Source organism: Mycolicibacterium sp. TUM20985 (genome assembly GCF_030295745.1).
Lineage (GTDB): Bacteria > Actinomycetota > Actinomycetes > Mycobacteriales > Mycobacteriaceae > Mycobacterium.
This window is the reverse complement of the sequence record NZ_AP027291.1, coordinates 351256-370857: the sequence shown is the minus strand read 5'-3', so window position 1 is coordinate 370857 and position 19602 is coordinate 351256. Positions and strand designations below refer to the sequence as shown.

General features: G+C 68.6%; 12 protein-coding genes. 9 read left to right on the top strand and 3 right to left on the bottom strand.

Translation table 11 applies throughout. The features are described 5' to 3' along the window. Positions 1-46: 46 nt before the first annotated feature. Positions 47-1459 carry a MocR-like pyridoxine biosynthesis transcription factor PdxR gene (gene pdxR / locus QUE68_RS01705; RefSeq protein WP_286275058.1) on the top strand — a complete coding sequence of 471 codons (1413 nt, stop codon included), beginning with the start codon at positions 47-49 and terminating at the stop codon, positions 1457-1459. Here the strand turns inward: pdxR and QUE68_RS01700 are convergent. Beyond that, entirely contained in the window at positions 1449-2441 is a 993-nt protein-coding gene (locus QUE68_RS01700) for an AraC family transcriptional regulator (RefSeq protein WP_286275057.1), read from the bottom strand. The genes pdxR and QUE68_RS01700 overlap by 11 nt on opposite strands. Before the next feature lie 261 nt (positions 2442-2702). On the opposite strand from QUE68_RS01700, the gene QUE68_RS01695 reads away from it, so the two are divergent. From QUE68_RS01695 to QUE68_RS01660, 8 genes are all read left to right on the top strand, one after another. Next, entirely contained in the window at positions 2703-3752 is a 1050-nt protein-coding gene (locus QUE68_RS01695) for a PE-PPE domain-containing protein (RefSeq protein WP_286275056.1), read from the top strand. Positions 3753-3854: 102 nt separating this feature from the next. Next, positions 3855-4250 carry a GtrA family protein gene (locus QUE68_RS01690; protein WP_286275983.1) on the top strand — a complete coding sequence of 132 codons (396 nt, stop codon included), beginning with the start codon at positions 3855-3857 and terminating at the stop codon, positions 4248-4250. Between the two features lie 23 nt (positions 4251-4273). Further along, a complete protein-coding gene (locus tag QUE68_RS01685) occupies positions 4274-5635 on the top strand; it encodes an FAD-binding oxidoreductase (protein ID WP_284224221.1) in 1362 nt (453 codons plus the stop codon). Beyond that, positions 5636-6418: a decaprenylphospho-beta-D-erythro-pentofuranosid-2-ulose 2-reductase gene (locus tag QUE68_RS01680; protein WP_284224220.1), complete on the top strand. Its 783-nt coding sequence runs from the start codon at positions 5636-5638 to the stop codon at positions 6416-6418. A 34-nt stretch (positions 6419-6452) separates the two neighbouring features. Beyond that, positions 6453-8279: a galactan 5-O-arabinofuranosyltransferase gene (locus tag QUE68_RS01675; protein WP_286275982.1), complete on the top strand. Its 1827-nt coding sequence runs from the start codon at positions 6453-6455 to the stop codon at positions 8277-8279. Between the two features lie 51 nt (positions 8280-8330). Continuing rightward, on the top strand, positions 8331-11588 hold the full coding sequence (locus QUE68_RS01670; RefSeq protein WP_286275055.1) for an arabinosyltransferase domain-containing protein: 3258 nt from the start codon (positions 8331-8333) through the stop codon (positions 11586-11588). A 76-nt stretch (positions 11589-11664) separates the two neighbouring features. Next, a complete protein-coding gene (locus QUE68_RS01665; RefSeq protein ID WP_286275054.1) occupies positions 11665-14928 on the top strand; it encodes an arabinosyltransferase domain-containing protein in 3264 nt (1087 codons plus the stop codon). A gap of 53 nt (positions 14929-14981) precedes the next feature. Next, on the top strand, positions 14982-18143 hold the full coding sequence (locus tag QUE68_RS01660; protein ID WP_284234657.1) for an arabinosyltransferase domain-containing protein: 3162 nt from the start codon (positions 14982-14984) through the stop codon (positions 18141-18143). 13 nt (positions 18144-18156) lie between these two features. Here QUE68_RS01660 and QUE68_RS01655 read toward each other — a convergent pair whose 3' ends face one another. Then, positions 18157-19158 (bottom strand): DUF4331 family protein, encoded by a 1002-nt coding sequence (locus QUE68_RS01655; protein WP_284224217.1) that lies wholly within the window; start codon positions 19156-19158, stop codon positions 18157-18159. A 15-nt stretch (positions 19159-19173) separates the two neighbouring features. Then, the gene (locus QUE68_RS01650) at positions 19174-19575 is read right to left on the bottom strand and encodes an RDD family protein (RefSeq protein ID WP_284232283.1); all 402 of its coding nucleotides are present in this window, start codon (positions 19573-19575) and stop codon (positions 19174-19176) included. Between the last annotated feature and the right edge of the window lie 27 nt (positions 19576-19602).

Genomic DNA, 19602 nt, shown 5'->3' with positions numbered 1-19602 from the left:
AGCAACGCTAGCCACCAAAGAACCGTCCGCATGGTTCAATTCAGCAGTGACTTCGTGGGCCAATTCGGGTTCTCGCGACCTGCACCTCGATCTCCGCGAGGCGATCACTCCCGGCGCGCGAGGGGCTCGAGAACTGCTGACCACTGCGCTGCGGGACGCCGTCACCTCCGGTCGACTGACCGCAGGCACGATGCTGCCGCCCTCGCGAACACTGGCATCGGATCTCGGGCTCGCGCGCAACACCGTTTCCGAGGTCTACGCCGACCTGGTGGCCGAGGGCTGGCTGGCATCGCGGCAGGGCGCGGGCACCTGGGTAGTCGACGTCGCGGCCGCACCGCTGCCCAGGCGACCGCGGGGCAGCCCCGTCGTCCCGACCCACAACCTCATGCCCGGTTCGCCCGACGTCACCGCATTTCCCCGCGACGCGTGGCTGGCGTCCACCCGGCGCGCGCTGACCGCCGCTCCCCACGAAGCGCTGCGGATGGGCGACCCCCGCGGTCGCGCGGAATTGCGCGAGGCGCTCGCGGAGTACCTCGGTCGGGTCCGTGGCGTGCGGACCTCACCCGAGGCGATCGTCATCTGCGCGGGCGTCCGGCACGCCGTCGAAGTTCTCGGCAGGGTGTTCGGCAACGGACGGCCGATCGCGGTCGAGGCCTACAGCCTGTTCCTGTTCCGGGAGGCGTTGGCCGTGTTGGGCGTGGCGACGACGCCGATCGGCGTCGACGGGCACGGAGCCGTGATCGCCGACCTCGACCGGACGGCCGCGGCGGCGGCACTGCTGACCCCCGCTCACCACTTCCCGCACGGCGGGCCACTGCACCCGGTGCGGCGCAAGGCCGTGGTCGACTGGGCCCACCGCACCGACGGCTACCTGCTCGAGGACGACTACGACGGCGAGTTTCGCTACGACCGCCAACCCGTCGGCGCGGTTCAGGGTCTCGACCCGGACCGCGTCGTGTACCTCGGCTCGACGAGCAAGAGCCTGTCACCGGCGTTGCGACTGGGATGGATGGTGCTGCCCGATCACCTGATCGACCGCGTGCTCGCCGCGACGGGCGGCCAGCAGTTCTACGTCAACGCGATCACCCAGCTGACGATGGCCGACTTCATCTCGAAGGGCAGCTACGACAAGCACATTCGACGGATGCGGTTGAGTTACCGGCGGCGGCGTGACCGCCTGGTGCAGGCACTGCAACCCTTCGACGTGGGCATCAGCGGACTGTCGGCGGGCCTGCACCTGCTGCTGACCCTGCCGGCCGGGACCGAGCCCGAGGTCATCCGACGGGCGGGCCAGGCCGGCATCGCACTGTCCGGACTCAGCCTGCTCCGGCATCCGGACGCGGGGGCGGACGTCGCCGCCACCGACGGCATCGTGGTCAGCTTCGGCACCCCTGCCGAGAGCGCGTTCGCCGCCGCCGTCGACGCGCTGTGCGGTGTGCTGGCCGGCGTCAGTCGCTGACGCCGTGCCGGTATGCGCCGGGCGGGCTTCCCGTCCATCGGCGAAAGGCCCGCCGGAACGCGCTGGGCTCCGAGAAGCCGAGCCGGACGGACAATTCCTCGACCGTCTCGCGCCCCCTTACCAGGGCGGCGATGGCCTCGTCCCGAAGAATGTCCTCCTTGATCTGGCGGAACGTCGTGCCCTCGTCGCGGAGAAGCCGCCGCAGGTGCTGAGCGCTGATATTGAGGGGCTTGGCGACGTCCTCCACCACCAGCGACTCGGTGCTGCGGCGCTCGATCATCCTACGCACTCGGCTGGACGTGCTTGGGTTGTAATCCTGCCGAAACAACAGGGCCGCCGGGAGATTTCCGATGAAGGCAACCAATTCCTCCTCGGTGCGCACCAGGGGCGCACTCAAATGCCGGCTGTCGAAGGTGAGGACCGCTCGCGGCGCCTCGAAGGTCGGCATGACTCCGAAGATCAGCGGAAACTCCGCGACGTGTGGTGGCGCGGGGTCCGGTAGTTCGACCGACGTCAAGGCAATCTGCTGACCGATGAGCCACGCCGCGAACCGGTGTCCGACGACCATGCCGATGGCCAGGGCCAACTGGTCGGTCTTGGTGCGACCGCCCGGATCGAAGAACATGTGTGTGTGGTGGGCATCGTCGGCCTCCTTCACCCGGAACCCGATCCCAATGCCCGCGAATTCGATGAACCGTCGCAGTGCCGTCCGTAGGTCCGCGGTGTGAATCAGACCCAACGTGACCATCCGAAACGTCCCGCGGGGAATGGATCTTGGTCCGAGCCCGATCATCTCGTCACCGGTGACTTGCCACAGCGCCTGAATGAGGCGTGACGCCTGTACCTCGGTGACGCGGGCGGAGTCCTCGCGCAGCAAGGCGGCCGAGATCCCCGCCGTGCGCAGCACGTGGTCGACGTCCAACCCCTGCGGCGCCAGATCGATCGTCGAGCGAACGAACTGAATCGCTACTGTGCGGCCCACCACAGGGCGAAGTTACCACCGGTCGCGTGCGCAATTCGGTCATGAACGTCGCTCGACGTGATCATATTCGCGACCTCTGATCGTTCGTAACGTGAATGCGTATTCACAACGCGTTCAGCCTCGAGGCTGCTGTCAACGAAAGCCGTTGTCAGACAACGTATGTAATAAACAAATCACACGCGTCTGACCACGCTGGACGTCGAAATCCATTGCAGCCCTTCGAACCGTGCGCTCGCACGGGTCATGAGAGAGGCAGTTGTCATGCTTGAAAAGTTCTTGGGTGCGGTTGCCGTCGCGGCGGTCATCGCCGCGCCGGGCGTCTCGAACGCCGCGGTCACGTTCACCCTCGGCGGCACTGGCCAGATGGCAGACGTGGGCCAGACCGTCCCGCCTCTGAACCTGTCCGGCGTCCTCAGCGGGAAGTACGACGACGGACCCTCCGTCTCGGTGCCGTACCCGGCGACGGTCGTCGGCATGGACTACTCGGTCGCCGTCGGCGCGGACCGACTCGTCGCGGACGTTCAGTCGACGCCAGGCGACAAGCGGGCGCTCGGCATCAGCCAGGGCGCCATTGCCATCGCCGAGGCCAAGCGCCGGCTCATGGCCCTGCCTTCCGATCAGCGGCCGGCTCCGAGAGGGCTGGCGTTCGTGGCCGTGGCCGACCCGACGCGGACAGGCCACGGGTCGCTGGCCCAGCTGGGCTACCAGACCGTGGACACCCCGTACGACACGACCTACGTCACCCGCGAGTACGACGGCATCGCAGACCTGCCCGACCGGTTCAACGTCATCGCCATCATCAACGCGGCGGCTGGGATCCTCTACGTGCATCCCTACTACGGAGAGCTACCGACCAACCTTCCGGCGCGCAACATCAGGACGACGGTCAACAGCGCGGGGGGCATCGTCACCGACATCCTCATCCCGAACTCGCACCTACCCATGCTGCAACCGTTGCGTGACCTCGGATTGAATGTGGATGGGGTGGAGGCGGTGCTCAGGCCGGTGGTGGATATGGGCTACTTGCGCAACGACGTCCAGCCCATCGCCAAGCCCATCCCGCCCAAGATGCCCGTCCAGAATGCAGACGCGGATCGCGACGACCCGGGCGCCAAGGAGCGCCCACATCGTAACGTGCAGGCGTCCGACGCCGCGCACACCACCGACGACGCCACCCCGGCGAAGCCACCCACGGCTCAGGACCATGACCCGGACGCGACGCCCGCTGCGCCCGTCGACAAGCCCGCGGAGCCGGCCGTCGACAAGCCCGCCGACGCTGCCAAGAGCACGGGCGGCGACGAGACCGCGTGAAGCGTCGCGGACCAGTCGTGATCGGGCGGACGCCGAGGGGACGTCCGCCCGGTCACGACCATCAGCCGGACTGACTAAGCTCCCCCCGTGGCCGAGCCTCCGATGTCGCCCAATCTGAGCCTGACGACGCAGGCGTGGCGGTTCGTCGTCACCGGCGGGCTGTCGGCAATCGTCGACTTCGGCCTCTACGTGCTGTTCCTGTGGCTCGGACTGAACGTCAACGTGGCCAAGACGCTGAGCTTCATCGCAGGCACCACGACCGCCTACCTGATCAACCGGCGCTGGACGTTTCAGGCGCCACCCAGCCGGGCCCGCTTCGTCGCGGTCGTCGCGCTCTACGCCGTCACCTACGCCGTGCAGGTCGGCATCAACTACGCGTTCTACACGCTGTGGGACGACAAACCATGGCGGGTGCCTGTCGCGTTCGTCATCGCTCAGGGCACCGCGACGGTGATCAACTTCGTGGTGCAGCGGGTAGTCATCTTCCGGTTGCGCTGAGCCGGGGCGGTACCCTCGTCTCGATGTTCGATACGACCACCAAGCAGCTGATGGGCTGGGGGCGCACCGCGCCGACCGTCGCCCGCGTGCTGTCGACGCCAGATCCAGGAATCATCGCCGAAGCGGTTGCCTCCGCCGACGGGCGAGGCATCGTCGCACGTGGACTGGGCCGCTCCTACGGCGACAACGCGCAGAACGGCGGCGGTCTCGTCGTCGACATGACGGCGCTGAACCAGATCCACTCGATGGACCGCGACACCCACCTCGTCGACGTCGACGGCGGGGTCAACCTCGACCAGCTCATGCGGGCCGCACTACCGCTGGGGCTCTGGGTCCCCGTGCTGCCCGGCACCCGGCAGGTCACCGTCGGCGGCGCCATCGCGTGCGACATCCACGGCAAGAACCATCACAGCGCGGGCAGCTTTGGCAATCACGTCCGCTCGATGGACCTGCTGACTGCCGACGGCCGCGTTCGCCACCTGACCCCCGACGGTGACGACGCCACGCTCTTCTGGGCAACCGTCGGCGGTAATGGACTGACCGGCATCATCCTGCGCGCGACCATCGCGATGACACCGACCGAGACGGCGTACTTCATCGCCGACGGCGACGTCACGCCCACCCTCGACGACACCATCGCCTTCCACAGCGACGGCAGCGAGAACGACTACACCTACTCGAGCGCCTGGTTCGACGCCATCAGCGCGCCGCCGAAACTGGGCCGGGCCGCGATCTCGCGCGGATCGTTGGCCACGCTGGACCAGCTGCCCGCCAAGCTGCAGAAGAACCCGCTGAAATTCGATGCGCCACAACTACTCACGTTCCCGGACGTCTTCCCCAACGGGCTGGCCAACAAGTACACCTTCGGCCCGATCGGTGAACTCTGGTACCGCAAGTCGGGTACCTACCGTGGCAAGGTGCAGAACCTGACGCAGTTCTATCACCCGCTCGACATGTTCGGGGAGTGGAACCGCGGCTACGGGCGGGCCGGCTTCCTGCAGTACCAGTTCGTGGTGCCGACCGAGGCGGTCGAGGAGTTCAAGGCCATCATCGTCGACATCCAGCGCTCCGGGCACTACTCGTTCCTCAACGTCTTCAAGTTGTTCGGAGCGGGAAACCAAGCGCCGCTGAGCTTCCCAATTCCGGGCTGGAACATCTGCGTCGACTTTCCCATCAAGGCCGGCCTCAACGAATTCGTCACCGAACTCGACCGCCGCGTGCTCGAGTTCGGCGGCCGCCTCTACACCGCCAAGGACTCCCGGACCACCGCGGAGACCTTCCACGCCATGTACCCGCGCATCGACGAATGGATCAAGGTGCGCCGCGAGGTCGATCCCGCCGGGATCTTCGTCTCCGACATGGCCCGACGTTTGGAGTTGCTGTAAATGGTCTTTGATGCCGTCGGCAATCCGCAGGCCATCCTGGTCCTTGGCGGCACGTCCGAGATAGGCCTGGCCATCGCCGAGCGCTACCTGCGCGACGCCTCGGCGCGCGTGATACTCGCCGACCTACCCGACCACCCCCGCAAGGACGACGCCATCGCCGCGATGACGTCGGCCGGCGCGAAGTCCGTCGAGTGGGTCGACTTCGACGGCGTCGAGACCGACGGCCACCCGGCGGTGATCGACAAGGCGTTCGCCGGTGGTGACATCGACGTCGCAGTCGTGGCGTTCGGACTGCTCGGTGACGCCGAGGAGCTGTGGCAGGACCAGCGCAAGGCCGTCCAGATCGCCGGGATCAACTACACCGCAGCGGTATCCGTGGGGGTGCTGCTCGGCGAGAAGATGCGCGCCCAGGGTTCGGGCCGCATCATCGCGATGAGCAGCGCGGCAGGCGAGCGGGTGCGCCGCTCCAACTTCGTCTACGGCTCCACCAAGGCCGGGCTCGACGGCTTCTATCTCGGACTGGGGGAAGCGTTGCGCGAGTTCGGGGTTCGCGTACTCGTCATTCGCCCCGGACAGGTTCGGACGAAGACCACGATCGACTACTTGAAGGCCACCGGCGCCAAGGAAGCCCCGATGACCGTCGACAAGGAGTACGTCGCCGAGCTCGCGGTCACGGCGTCGGCCAAGGGCAAGGAACTGGTGTGGGCGCCGGGAGCGTTCCGCTACGTGATGATGGTGCTGCGACACGTACCGCGGCCGATCTTCCGCAAGCTGCCGATCTGACGTGTTCCTCCAGGCGGGCCGGACCGCGGCCGCGATGGCCGGCGCTGCAGTCGTCGCGACGATCGTCACGGCCATCTCGCTGGCCGCGATCGCGCGTGTCGAGTGGCCGGCCTTCAACTCGTCGAACCAACTGCATGCGCTCACCACCGTGGGCCAATCCGTCTGCCTGGTAGGCCTCTTCGCCGCGGGGTGGCTGTGGCGCCGGAGCAGGCAGCTGATCGCCTGGGCCGTCTCCGTGGTGTCTTTGTCGGCGCTCTCGGCGGTCACGCTGGCGATGCCTCTGGGCGCCACCAAGCTGTATCTCTTCGGGGTTTCGGTGGACCAGCAGTTCCGCACCGAGTACCTGACGCGGCTGACCGACACCGCGGCACCGCACGACATGACCTACATCGGCCTGCCGCCGTTCTACCCGCCGGGCTGGTTCTGGCTGGGTGGCCGCCTCGCCGACCTGACCGGTACGCCCGCCTGGGAGATGTTCAAGCCGTGGTCGATCGTGTCGATCACCGCCGCGATCGCCGTCGCCCTGGTGCTGTGGGCGGCGCTGATCCGATTCGAGTTCGCCCTGGTGGTGTCGACGGCCACCGCCGCGGCCACCCTCGCGTACGCACCGGCCGAGCCGTACGCGGCGATCATCACGGTGCTGCTGCCGCCGGTGTTCGTGCTGGCGTGGTCGGGGCTGCGGGGCGATGGCCGAGGCGCGCGGCAGGGCTGGGCCGCGATCGTTGCCGTTGGCCTGTTCCTCGGCGTGGCCGCGCTGTTCTACACCCTGCTGCTGGGCTACGCGGCGTTCACCGTCGTCGTCATGGCGATCCTGGCCGCCGCCGCCCATCGGTCCTGGAATCCGCTGCTGCGGGTCGGTGTGATCGCTGCCATCTCCGGCGTGATCGCACTGCTCGGCTGGGGGCCCTACCTGATCGCCGCGGCCAAGGGGACGCCCGCCGACACCGGCACCGCCCAGCACTACCTGCCCGCCGACGGCGCCCAGCTGACGTTCCCGATGCTCGACTTCACGCTGCTCGGTGCACTCTGCATGGTTGGCACGCTGTGGCTGGTCGTCTACGCCCGAACTTCGGTCCGCGCCGGCGCGCTGGCGATCGCGGTGCTTGCCGTCTACGCGTGGTCACTGCTGTCGATGCTGACCACGCTGGTGGGCACCACCCTGCTGTCGTTCCGACTGCAACCCACGCTCACGGTGCTCCTGGTGGCCGCCGGCGCCTTCGGCTTCGTCGAGGTCACCCTGGCCATCGCGGCCAGATACACCCCGCGGACCGGGCAGCGCGTCGTCGCCGCCGGCGCGGCCCTCGGCGCGATCGGCGCCATCACGTTCGTCCAGGACATTCCGGACGTGCTGCGGCCCGACATCGTCGTGGCCTACACCGATACCGACGGCAACGGCCAGCGCGCCGACCGTCGGCCACCGGGAGCCGAACGGTATTACCGCGAGGTCGACACCAAGATCGGCGAGGTCACCGGCCGCCCGCGGGACGAGACGGTCGTGATGACCGCCGACTACAGCTTCCTGGCGTACTACCCCTACTACGGGTTCCAGGGACTGACCTCGCACTACGCCAACCCGCTCGCGCAGTTCAAGGAACGCTCGGCCGTCATCGAGGGCTGGGCCACCATCACCGACCCCGACCGGTTCATCGCCGACCTCGACGCCCTGCCGTGGCAGGCGCCCACGGTCTTCCTCATGCGGCACGGCGCGAACGACACCTACACCCTGCGGTTGGCCAGCGACGTCTACCCGAATCAGCCCAACGTCCGCCGCTACCAGGTGGCGCTGGACGCCGCGCTGTTCGACGATCCGCGCTGGGACGTCTCCGACGTCGGGCCCTTCGTGTTGGCGATTCGGAAGTAAGTCGCCGTGACCGATGAGACGCCGACGCCCGGGCCGTTAACATCTAGCCCCGTGAGCAGCGAGGCAGTGGGAGCCGAGCCGGGAGCCGACCCCATTCGCCGTACGGGCAACCACCGGACCGCACGCCTCGTCGCGATCGTCGCCGGGCTGCTCGGCGCCCTGCTGGCCATCGCCACGCCCTTCCTTCCGGTCACGCAGACCACCGCGCAGCTCAATTGGCCGCAGAACGGCGTGCTGCAGAGCGTGGACGCGCCGCTCATCGGCTACGTGGCGACCGACCTCGACGTATCCATCCCCTGCCGCACGGCCGCGGGCCTCGTCGGCCCCGAGAACGCCAGCCGCACGGTGCTGCTGTCCACCGTCCCCAAGCAGGCGCCCAAGGCCATCGACCGCGGTCTGCTCATCGAGCGCGTCGGCGGGGACCTGCTGGTCATCGTCCGCAACACCCCGGTCGTCAGCGCTCCGCTGGCCGAGGTGCTCGGCCCCAACTGCCAACGGCTGACGTTCACCGCCCGCGCCGACAGGGTGACCGGCGAGTTCGTCGGCCTCGTCGAGGGCCCGGATGCCGACGGGCCGGCCAAGCCCGGCGATCCGTTGCGGGGCGAGCGCAGCGGCTATGACTTCCGGCCGCAGATCGTCGGCGTCTTTACCGACCTCTCGGGGCCTGCGCCGCCGGGCCTGCAGTTCTCGGCCACCATCGATTCCCGCTACAGCACCTCCCCGACGGTGTTGAAGCTGCTGGCGATGATCGTCGGCATCGCGCTGACCGTCGTCGCGCTCGGCGCCCTGCACGTCCTCGACACGGCCGACGGCATGCGCCACCGCCGGTTCCTCCCGCCGCGCTGGTGGTCCATGAAACCGTTGGACGGCGTCGTGACCGTGGTGCTGCTGTGGTGGCACTTCGTCGGCGCCAACACCTCCGACGACGGCTACATCCTGACCATGGCCCGGGTGTCCGAACACGCGGGCTACATGGCCAACTACTACCGCTGGTTCGGCACGCCGGAGGCACCGTTCGGCTGGTACTACGACCTCCTCGCGATGTGGGCGCACGTCAGCACCGCGAGCGTCTGGGTGCGGCTGCCCACCCTGCTGATGGCGCTGGCGTGCTGGTGGGTGATCAGCCGGGAGGTCATCCCCCGACTTGGCCACGCGGTCAAGACCAGTCGGGCCGCGGTGTGGACGGCGGCCGGCATGTTCCTGGCCTTCTGGCTGCCGCTCAACAATGGGCTGCGACCCGAACCGATCATCGCCCTGGGCATCCTGCTGACGTGGTGTTCGGTCGAACGCGGGGTCGCCACCAGCCGGCTGCTGCCGGTCGCGATCGCCATCATCATCGGCGCCCTGACCGTGTTCTCCGGACCCACGGGCATCGCCGCGGTCGGTGCCCTGCTGGTCGCCATCGGTCCGTTGAAGACCATTGTGGCAGCCCACGTTTCGCGCTTCGGCTACCTGGCGTTGCTGGCGCCGATCCTGGCCGCGGGCACGGTCACCATCTTCTTGATCTTCCGCGATCAGACGTTCACCAGCGAGGTCCAGGCCAGCGCCTTCAAGTCCGCCGTCGGGCCCAGCCTGGCCTGGTTCGACGAACACATCCGCTACGAACGCCTGTTCATGGCCAGTCCCGACGGGTCGGTCGCCCGCCGCTTCGCGGTCCTGTCGCTACTCTTGGCGCTGGCCGTGTCGGTGGCAATGTCGTTGCGCAAGGGGCGGATTCCCGGAACCGCCGCCGGGCCCAGCCGCCGCATCATCGGCATCACGATCATCTCGTTCCTGATGATGATGTTCACCCCGACGAAGTGGACCCACCACTTCGGCGTGTTCGCCGGCCTCGCCGGATCGCTCGGCGCCCTGGCCGCCGTCGCCGTCACGGTCACCGCGATGAGGTCTCGTCGCAACCGCACCATCTTCACCGCCACCGTGCTGTTCATGACCGCGTTCTCCTTCGCCAGCGTGAACGGCTGGTGGTACGTCTCCAACTTCGGTGTGCCGTGGTCGAACGCCTTCCCGCAGTACGAGTTTGGCTTCACCACGATCCTGCTCGGCTTGGCCGTGATAGCGCTGCTGGTGGCGGCGTGGCTTCATTTCACCGGTCGGAGCGACACGGTCGCGAGCAAACCGCGACGCTGGTCGCGAATAGCGCAGGCGCCGTTCGCGTTCATCGTGTGGGCGCTGGTGGTCTTCGAAGTGGTGTCGCTGACCATCGGCATGGTCGAGCAGTACCCCGCCTGGTCCGTCGGGCGGTCCAACCTCGAGGCGGTGACGGGCAAGACCTGCGGGCTGGCCACCGACGTGCTGGTCGAGCAGGACCCCAACGCCGGCGTGCTGCGGCCGGTGAGCGCCCCCATCGGCAGCGCCCTCGGCGCCGTCGCACAAGGCTTCAACCCCAACGGAATTCCCGCCGACCTCTCGGCCGACCCCGTCAGCGAGCCAGAGGGCGGCGGCAACTTCGCCGACACCGACGGCTCGGTCGTGACCGGCAGCGAGCCCGGCACCGAGGGTGGCACCACCGCCGCCGCAGGCGTCAACGGCTCACGGGCGCGACTGCCGTACAACCTCGATCCCGCTACCACGCCCGTGATGGGCAGCTGGCGTCCCGGCACGCAGCAGCCCGCGCAGCTGCGGTCCGCCTGGTACCGGCTGCCCCCACGCGAACAGGCCGGACCGCTGCTGGTGGTCACCGCGGCCGGCCGGTTCGATCCGGGCGAGGTCGTCGTCCAGTGGGCGACCGACGACCAGGCGGCCAACGGGCAGTCCGGCGGAAGCGTCAACTTCGGCGACGTCGGCGCCGCCCCCGCGTGGCGGACCCTCCGCGTTCCGCTCGGCGCGATCCCCACCGAGGCCACCCAGATCCGGCTGCTGGCCTCCGACGAGGACCTCGCGCCCCAACACTGGATCGCGGTCACGCCGCCACGCATCCCCCAGCTGCAGACCCTGCAGGACGTCGTCGGCTCCACGGACCCCGTTCTGCTCGACTGGCTGGTCGGCCTGGCCTTCCCATGCCAGCGGCCCTTCGGCCATCAGAACGGGGTCACCGAGGTGCCCAAGTGGCGCATCCTGCCGGACCGCTTCGGCGCCGAGGCCAACTCACCGGTCATGGACTACCTCGGCGGCGGACCGCTCGGCATCACCGAACTGCTGGTGCGCGCCGAGCCGGTGCCGACCTATCTGAAGGACGACTGGTTCCGCGACTGGGGCGCCCTGCAGAAGCTCACCCCCTGGTACCCCAACGCCGAGCCCGCGCGGCTGGATCTGGGTACCGCCACCCGCAGCGGGCTGTGGACTCCAGGACCCCTGCGACTCAGCTGACGCCGCACGGCCTTCCTCTCGCCGAGACCGCATGGCGACGCAGCGCACACGAGGACGTCGCATAGCATCGAGCCTCGTGCCCGTCAGGACCGTTCGACTCGTCGCGATCGTCGCGGGAGTCATCGGGCTCCTCCTCTGCGGGCTCACTCCGCTGTTGCCCGTGAAGCAGACGACGGCCGCGATCCTGTGGCCCCAAGGCGTGGGGCCTGACGGTCTGATCACCGACGTGACTGCTCCCCTGGTGTCCGGCGCACCGCTGGCACTCGACGCGACCATCCCCTGCCCGGCGGTCTCGACGCTCCCCGCGGCGGGCGGCGTCGTCCTGTCCACGATCCCGGACGGCGGCATCGACGCGGGCCGCAACGGCCTGTTCGTGCGGGCGACCGCCAACATCGTCATCGTCGCGTTCCGTGACTCGGTCGCCGCCGTCGCGCCTCGGCAGGCCGTCGCCTCGGGCGCCTGCAGTGCGCTGCACGTCTGGGCGAACGTCGGCGGCGTCGGCGCGGACTTCGTCGGCATCCCCGGAGCCACCGGCACGCTGGCGCCCGAGAAGAAGCCTCAGGTGGCGGGTGTCTTCACCGACATGAAGGTCGCCGCCCAGGCGGGACTGACGGCCCGCATCGACGTCGACACCCGCTTCGTCACCTCCCCGACCGCACTCAAGACGGTGCTGATGGCGCTTGGCGTGCTGGCCACCATCGCGTCGATCGTGGCGCTGGCCGTGCTGGACCGCCGCGAGGGCCGGCGGGTGCACGGTGCCTGGCGCAGGTTCTGGCGCGTCGGGGTGGCGACCTGGCTGGCCGACATCGCCGTCGTCGGCACCCTCCTGCTCTGGCACGTGGTGGGTGCCACCTCGTCGGACGACGGCTACAACCTCACCATCGCGCGGGTGTCCGGGGACGCGGGCTACGCCGCCAACTACTACCGCTACTTCGGCGCCACCGAAGCGCCCTTCGACTGGTACCAGTCCGTGCTCGCGCACCTCGCCGCCATCAGCACCGCGGGCGTATGGATGCGGCTGCCCGCCCTGCTCGCCGGCCTCGCCACGTGGGTCCTGCTGAGCCGCTGGGTGCTGCCCCGGCTGGGCAGGCGACTCGCGGTCAACCGGGTGGCGGTCTGGACCGGCGCCGCCGTCTTCCTGGCCAGCTGGCTGCCGTTCAACAACGGCCTGCGACCCGAGCCGCTGATCGCCTTCGGCGCGCTGCTCACGTGGGTGCTCGTCGAGTACGCGATCGGCGCGCGGCGGTCGTGGCCTGCGGCGGCGGCGATCATCGTCGCCATGTTCAGCCTGACGCTGGCGCCGCAGGGGCTCATCGCGATCGCCCCGCTGCTGGTCGGCGCACGCGCCATCGCCCGCACCACCCGCGGCCGGGCTACCGGGCTACTGGCGCCCCTGACCGCCTACGCCGCGTCGCTGTCACTGGTCCTGGTCATCGTCTTCCGCGACCAGACGCTGGCCACCGTCGCCGAGTCCGCGCGGATCAAGTACACCGTCGGCCCCACCATCTCCTGGTATCAGGAGTTCCTCCGCTACTACTTCCTCACCACGAAGGAGAGCGTCGACGGATCACTGCCTCGCCGCTTCGCCGTGTTCGCTCTGCTGCTGTGCCTCTTCGGCCTCCTTGCCGTCCTGCTGCGGCGCGGCAGCCTGCCCGGCATGGTCACGGCCCCGGTCTGGCGCCTGATCGGGACGACGGCCGTCGGCCTGCTGCTGCTGACGTTCACGCCGACGAAGTGGGTCGTGCAGTTCGGCGCGTTCGCCGGAATCGCCGGCGCGCTCGGCGCCGTCACGGCCTTCACGTTCTCCCGCGTCGGGTTGCACAGCCGACGCAACCTCGCGCTCTACGTCACCGCGCTGCTGTTCGTACTCGCCTGGGCGACCGCCGGCATCAATGGCTGGTTCTACGTCGGCAACTACGGCGTGCCGTGGTTCGACAGGCAGCCGGTGATCGCCGGCTACCCGGTGACGTCGATGTTGTTGGCGCTCGCGATCGCCACCGGCCTGCTGGCCGGCTGGTTGCACTTCCGCATGGACTACACCGGGCACACCGAGGTCGAGAACACCCGCCGCAACCGGGTCCTGGCCTCCACCCCGCTGCTGGTGGTCGCGACGCTGATGGTGCTCCTCGAGGTGGGTTCGATGCTCAAGGGTGCGGTGGGCCGCTACCCCAACTTCACGACGGCCGCGGCGAACGTCGATGCCATCACCTCCGGGCTTGGGCGCTCGAGCTGCGCGATGGCCGATGAGGTCCTGGTCGAGGCCGACCCGAATGCCGGCTTGCTGCAACCGGTTCCGGGACAGCAGTTCGGACCCGACGGTCCACTTGGCGGAACGGACCCGCAGGGATTCACACCCAACGGCGTCAGCGACAGCCTTCTTCCGCCCGAACCCGTGACCGGCAACCCCGGCACCGTCAACTCCCCGGGATCGTCCGACAAGCCGAACGTCGGCATCGGGTTCTCGGCAGGTACCGGCGGCGGCTACGGACCCGAGGGCGTCAACGGCTCCCGCGTCTTCCTGCCGTTCGGACTCGAACCCGCGCGCACCCCGGTGATGGGCAGCTACGGCGAGAACGCCGCGACCGCCACGGCGACGTCGGCCTGGTATCAACTGCCGCCGCGCGCGCCGGACCGGCCGCTGCTCACCGTCGCCGCCGCGGGCGCCATCTCGTCCACCGACGACGAGGGCGACTTCAATTACGGCCAATCCCTCAAACTGCAATGGGGCGTTGGCAATCCGGACGGAAGCTTCCGCCCTCTGGCCGAAGTGACGCCGATCGATCCGCTGGTGCCGCAGCGCGCCTGGCGCAATCTGCGCTTCCCGCTGGCGTCGGCGCCGCCGGAGGCCAACGTGGCCCGCATCGTCGCCAGCGACCCGAACCTGTCCACCGATCAGTGGTTCGCGTTCACCCCGCCGCGCGTGCCGGCACTGCAGTCCGCGCAGCAATTCCTCGGGTCGACGACACCGGTCCTGATGGACATCGCCTCCGCCGCGAACTTCCCCTGTCAGCGGCCGGCCACCCAGCACCTCGGCATCGCCGAACTCCCGGACTACCGAATCCTGCCCAACGCCAAGCAGGTCGTGGTCTCGTCGAACCAGTGGCAGTCAGCTGACGACGGCGGCCCGTTCCTCTACATCCAGGCGCTGCTGCGGACGTCCACGGTGCCGACCTATCTCAGCGGGGACTGGTACCGCGACTGGGGTTCGATAGAGCGCTACGACCGGATCGTGTCCGCGTCGTCGGCCCCCAACGTCCTCGTCGAACAGGGCACCGAGACGGTTCCAGGCTGGACCCGCCGCGGCCCGATCCGCGCCCTGCCCCTGGAGACCGATTCGTGACCACGACGACGACTCCCTCGACTCCCTTGACGAAGACCACCCGCTGGGTGGCGATGATCGCCGGCCTGATCGGCTTCGTGCTCTCGGTGCTGACGCCGCTGCTGCCCGTCGTTCAGACCACCGCGACGCTGAACTGGCCCCAGGGTGGACAGGTCGGCAACGTCACCACGCCGCTGATCACGCTGACGCCGGTCGACCTGACCGCCACGGTGCCCTGCGACGTGTTGCGCGACATGGCAAATCGCGGCGGCGGGACCGTGCTGAGCACCGCACCCCCCGAGGCCAAGGATGCGGCGCTCAACGCGCTGTTCGTCAACGTCACCGGCAAGATCAACGACCGCCGGGTCACCGTCACCGACCGCAACGTCGTCGTCGCCATCATGCCGATGTACCGGGTACTGGGCCCGGAGTGCACCCGCCTGGAGATCACCTCGTCGGAGGCCGGCACGTTCGCCACGTTCCCCGGGATGAGCGATCCGACCGACCCGCAGAAGGAATTCCGCGCCGGATTCGCCGATCCCAACCTGCGGCCGAACGTCGTCGGCGTCTTCACCGACCTGACCGGGCCGGCGCCCCAAGGCCTTTCGCTGTCGGCGACCATCGACACCCGCTTCACCACCAAACCGACCGCGCTGAAGCTCGGCGCGATGCTGCTCGCGATGGTCGCCACCGTGATCGCGCTCATTGCACTGTGGCGTCTCGACCAACTCGACGGCAGGCGCATGCAACGGCTGATCCCGTCGAGGTGGCGCACCTTCTCGGCGACCGACGTCGTCGTCGTAGGCGGGTTCTTGCTATGGCACGTCATCGGCGCGAACTCCTCGGACGACGGCTACATCCTGCAGATGGCCCGCGTCGCCGACCGGGCGGGCTACATGTCCAACTACTTCCGCTGGTTCGGTAGCCCCGAGGACCCATTCGGCTGGTTGTACAACGTGTTCGCCCTCATGACGCACGTCAGCGACGCCAGCATCTGGATGCGGTTGCCGGACTTGATCTGTGCGCTCGTGTGTTGGCTGCTGTTGTCCCGCGAAGTGCTGCCCCGCCTCGGCCCGGCGGTCTCGACGAGCCGCTCGGCGACGTGGGCCGCGGGCCTGGTCCTGATGGCGGCGTGGATGCCCTTCAACAACGGCCTGCGACCCGAGGGCCAGATCGCCACCGGCGCGCTGATCACCTACGTGCTCATCGAACGGGCGATCATCTCTGGTCGCCTCACGCCGGCCGCCCTCGCGATCGTCTCCGCCGCCTTCACGCTCGGCATCCAGCCGACGGGCCTCATTGCCGTCGCCGCGCTGCTCGCCGGAGGTCGACCCCTGCTGCGCATCCTGGTGCGCAGGCATCGCGTCGTCGGCACCTGGCCGTTGGTGCTCCCACTACTGGCCGCGGGCACCATCATCCTGACCGTCGTCTTCGCCGACCAGACGTTGGCAACGGTGTTGGAGGCCACCAGGATTCGCACCGCGATCGGCCCCAGCCAAGCCTGGTACACAGAGAACCTGCGCTACTTCTACCTGATCCTGCCGACCGTCGACGGTTCGCTGTCCCGCCGCTTCGGCTTCATGATCACGGCGTTGTCCCTATTCGCGTCGCTGTTCATCATGCTTCGGCGCGGGAGAGTGCCCGGCGTCGCCCGCGGCCCGGTGTGGCGCCTGGTCGGCATCATCTTCGGCACCATGTTCTTCCTGATGTTCACCCCCACCAAGTGGGTGCACCACTTCGGTCTGTTCGCCGCCGTCGGCGCGGCCATGGCGGCGGTGGCCACCGTGTTGGTGTCGCGCCAGGTGCTGCGCTCGCCGCGGAACCGGATGGCGTTCACCGCCGGGGTGCTCTTCATCATCGCGCTGACCTTCTCGAGCACCAACGGCTGGTGGTACGTCTCGAGTTACGGCGTCCCCTTCAACAACGCCATGCCGGCAATCGGCGGCGTCACCGTCAGCTCGATCTTCTTCGCTCTGTTCGGGGTGGCCGCGCTGTGGGCGTTCTGGCTGCACTTCGCGCCAGACCGCGACGAGAGCAAACTGGTGCGCGTGGTGACCGCGGCGCCGATTCCGATCACCGCCGGCTTCATGGTCATCGTGTTCGTCGCATCGATGCTCGCGGGTGTGGTGCGGCAGTCCGGGACGTACTCGAACGCGTCGTCCAACCTCGCGGCGTTCGTCGGCGGCTGCGGCCTGGCCGACGACGTCCTGGTCGAACCGGACACGAATGTCGGCTTCCTGACGCCACTTCCGGGCAACTACGGTCCGCTCGGTCCCCTCGGCGGCGTCGGCGCGACCGGATTCACCCCCAACGGCGTGCCGGAACACATCGTTGCCGAGGCCATCCGCAACGACCTGCCGACACCGGGCACCGACTACGACTGGAACGCGCCGGTCAAGCTGTCCAGCCCCGGGGTCAACGCCTCCACCGTCCCGCTGCCCTACGGTCTTGACCCCAAGCGCGTGCCGCTGGCAGGCAGCTACGTACCCGGCCCGGCGCAGCAGCAGAGCCGCCTGACCTCCGCGTGGTACGGCCTGCCAAGCGCTGACGAGGCGCATCCCCTCATCGTCGTCACCGCAGCGGGCAGCATCACCGGCAACAGCATCTTCAACGGTCGCACCGAGGGCCAGACCGTCGAGTTGGAGTACGCCCGACCGGGGCCCGACGGCGTACCGGTGACGGCGGGTCGTGTCGCGCCATTCGACATCGGACCGATCCCGTCGTGGCGCAATCTGCGCTTCGAGCGCGCCCAGATCCCGGCGGACGCGACGACCGTGCGCATCGTGGCCGAAGACCTGTCGTTGACGCCGGGAGACTGGATCGCCGTCACGCCGCCGCGGGTCCCCGAGTTGAAGACCGTTCAGCAGTACGTGGGCTCCGAGCAGCCCGTGCTGATGGACTGGGCCGTCGGCCTTGCCTTCCCGTGTCAGCAGCCAATGCTGCACGCCAACGGGGTGACCGAAGTCCCCAAATTCAGGATCACGCCGGACTACAACGCCAAGCGCAAGGACACCGACACCTGGCAGGACGGCCTCAACGGCGGCCTGCTCGGCATCAGCGACCTTCTGCTGCGGCAGAACGTGATGGCCACCTACCTGTCGCAGGACTGGGGTCGCGACTGGGGCTCGCTGCGCAGGTTCGATACGGTCGTGGACGCGCAAGAGGCGCAGATCGACCTCGGCACGGCGACACACAGCGGACTGTTCTCACCCGGCGAGATTCGAATCGAGCCCTAGGTCCGACCGAATCTCAGTGCGGCGTACCGAGATACGGAAACTCGTCGAGAGTGTCGGTGTGCGGGCTCAACCCGGTCGGCGGGATGTCACCCTTGGAGAGGAAGGCCAGCCGGTAGTCGATCACGTCGTCGGTGAACACCCGGCCGTTGGGGTATTTCGCGGGCTTCGACGGATCGAACGTCAGCATGTCGGGCAAGGTGCCCTCCTCATCGATCGCCGCGATCGCCTCTTCCTCCGAGTAGCCACCGGTGTGGCCCATCAGATGGACGAACTGCCCGATCCAGCGCTCGCGATCGTGCAGCGGCACACTCGCGTTGTACTCCTCCTTGGTGTCGTCGGTGTTGAAGAAGCTGCTGACCGACGGGTGCCCGGCCCGGTCGACGTGCACCAGTTCACCGTCGCGGCGCAGGCTGCAGCGGCCCCAGATTCTGATGTCGGGGTTGGTGCCCAGAAACGCGGTCGGCAGCTCGAGCGCGATGGAGAACACGTTGGCCGTCGTGTTCGAGTCGACCCCCGTCCACGGCGCAGCACCGGCAGCGTGCAGCGCAGTGAAGTTCCGCCCGCCCGAGGTGTCGAAGAGGTTCTTGATGCCGTCGAAGTCGAAGAAGAAGGCGTCACTGCGCGCACCGGCGAAGAACGTGAACCCGTCCGACGTCGCGATGACCGGCATCGGCCCGAAGGACACCTCGACGGCGTCGAAGATCTTCTCGCCCACGGCTTCCGGCTCCTCGGCGTCCGCACCGACCGCCAGATACACGTCGGCCGTCTGGCGGCCGTCCACCGGGGTGGAGAACACGTAGCTGAACGCGATGTCGTTGCGCAGATCGCCGTCGTTGTCGATGGCCAGCCGGTAGATCGCGTCGGGGTGCAGGGCGTCGGCATTCGGGTTGGCGTTGAGGATCAGCACCGTACGGGTGGGATCCGCCGGGGACTGAAAGGCATACAGGTCGCAGAGATCCAGCCGTTGATCGCCCAGTGGCGGTCCGAGACTCAGCCCGGTGAAGTGGTTCGACATGTCATGATCAAACCCTTAAACGGGTCTCGCGTACACCACCCGGGTACCCAACACCACGTCCTGCACCGATCGGCGCCGGCCGTCGACGGCGACGAGCGCCAGCCCGATCGGGAAGATCACGCACGCGACGGCACGCAGCACGGCCACGAGCAGCGACACCTGATTCGACCTACGACCCACCACGCGCAACCCCATCACCACGGCACCTGCCGTACACCCGGAGGTGACCCAGCAACCGGCGAGGTACAGCACCGCGACGGCGAACATCACCGTCGTCGAGAAGAAGACGCTCGGCGCGGGGAAGCGAAAGGCCGAGGGCTGCAACACCAATTGCGTCAACGCCACCCCGAGGTAGAGGACGCCGACGATCACGCCCGCGACCGCCAGGTCGATGAGGGCGGCCACGCCGCGGCTCACGATTCCGGCGACCTCGGGCTCCGCGGG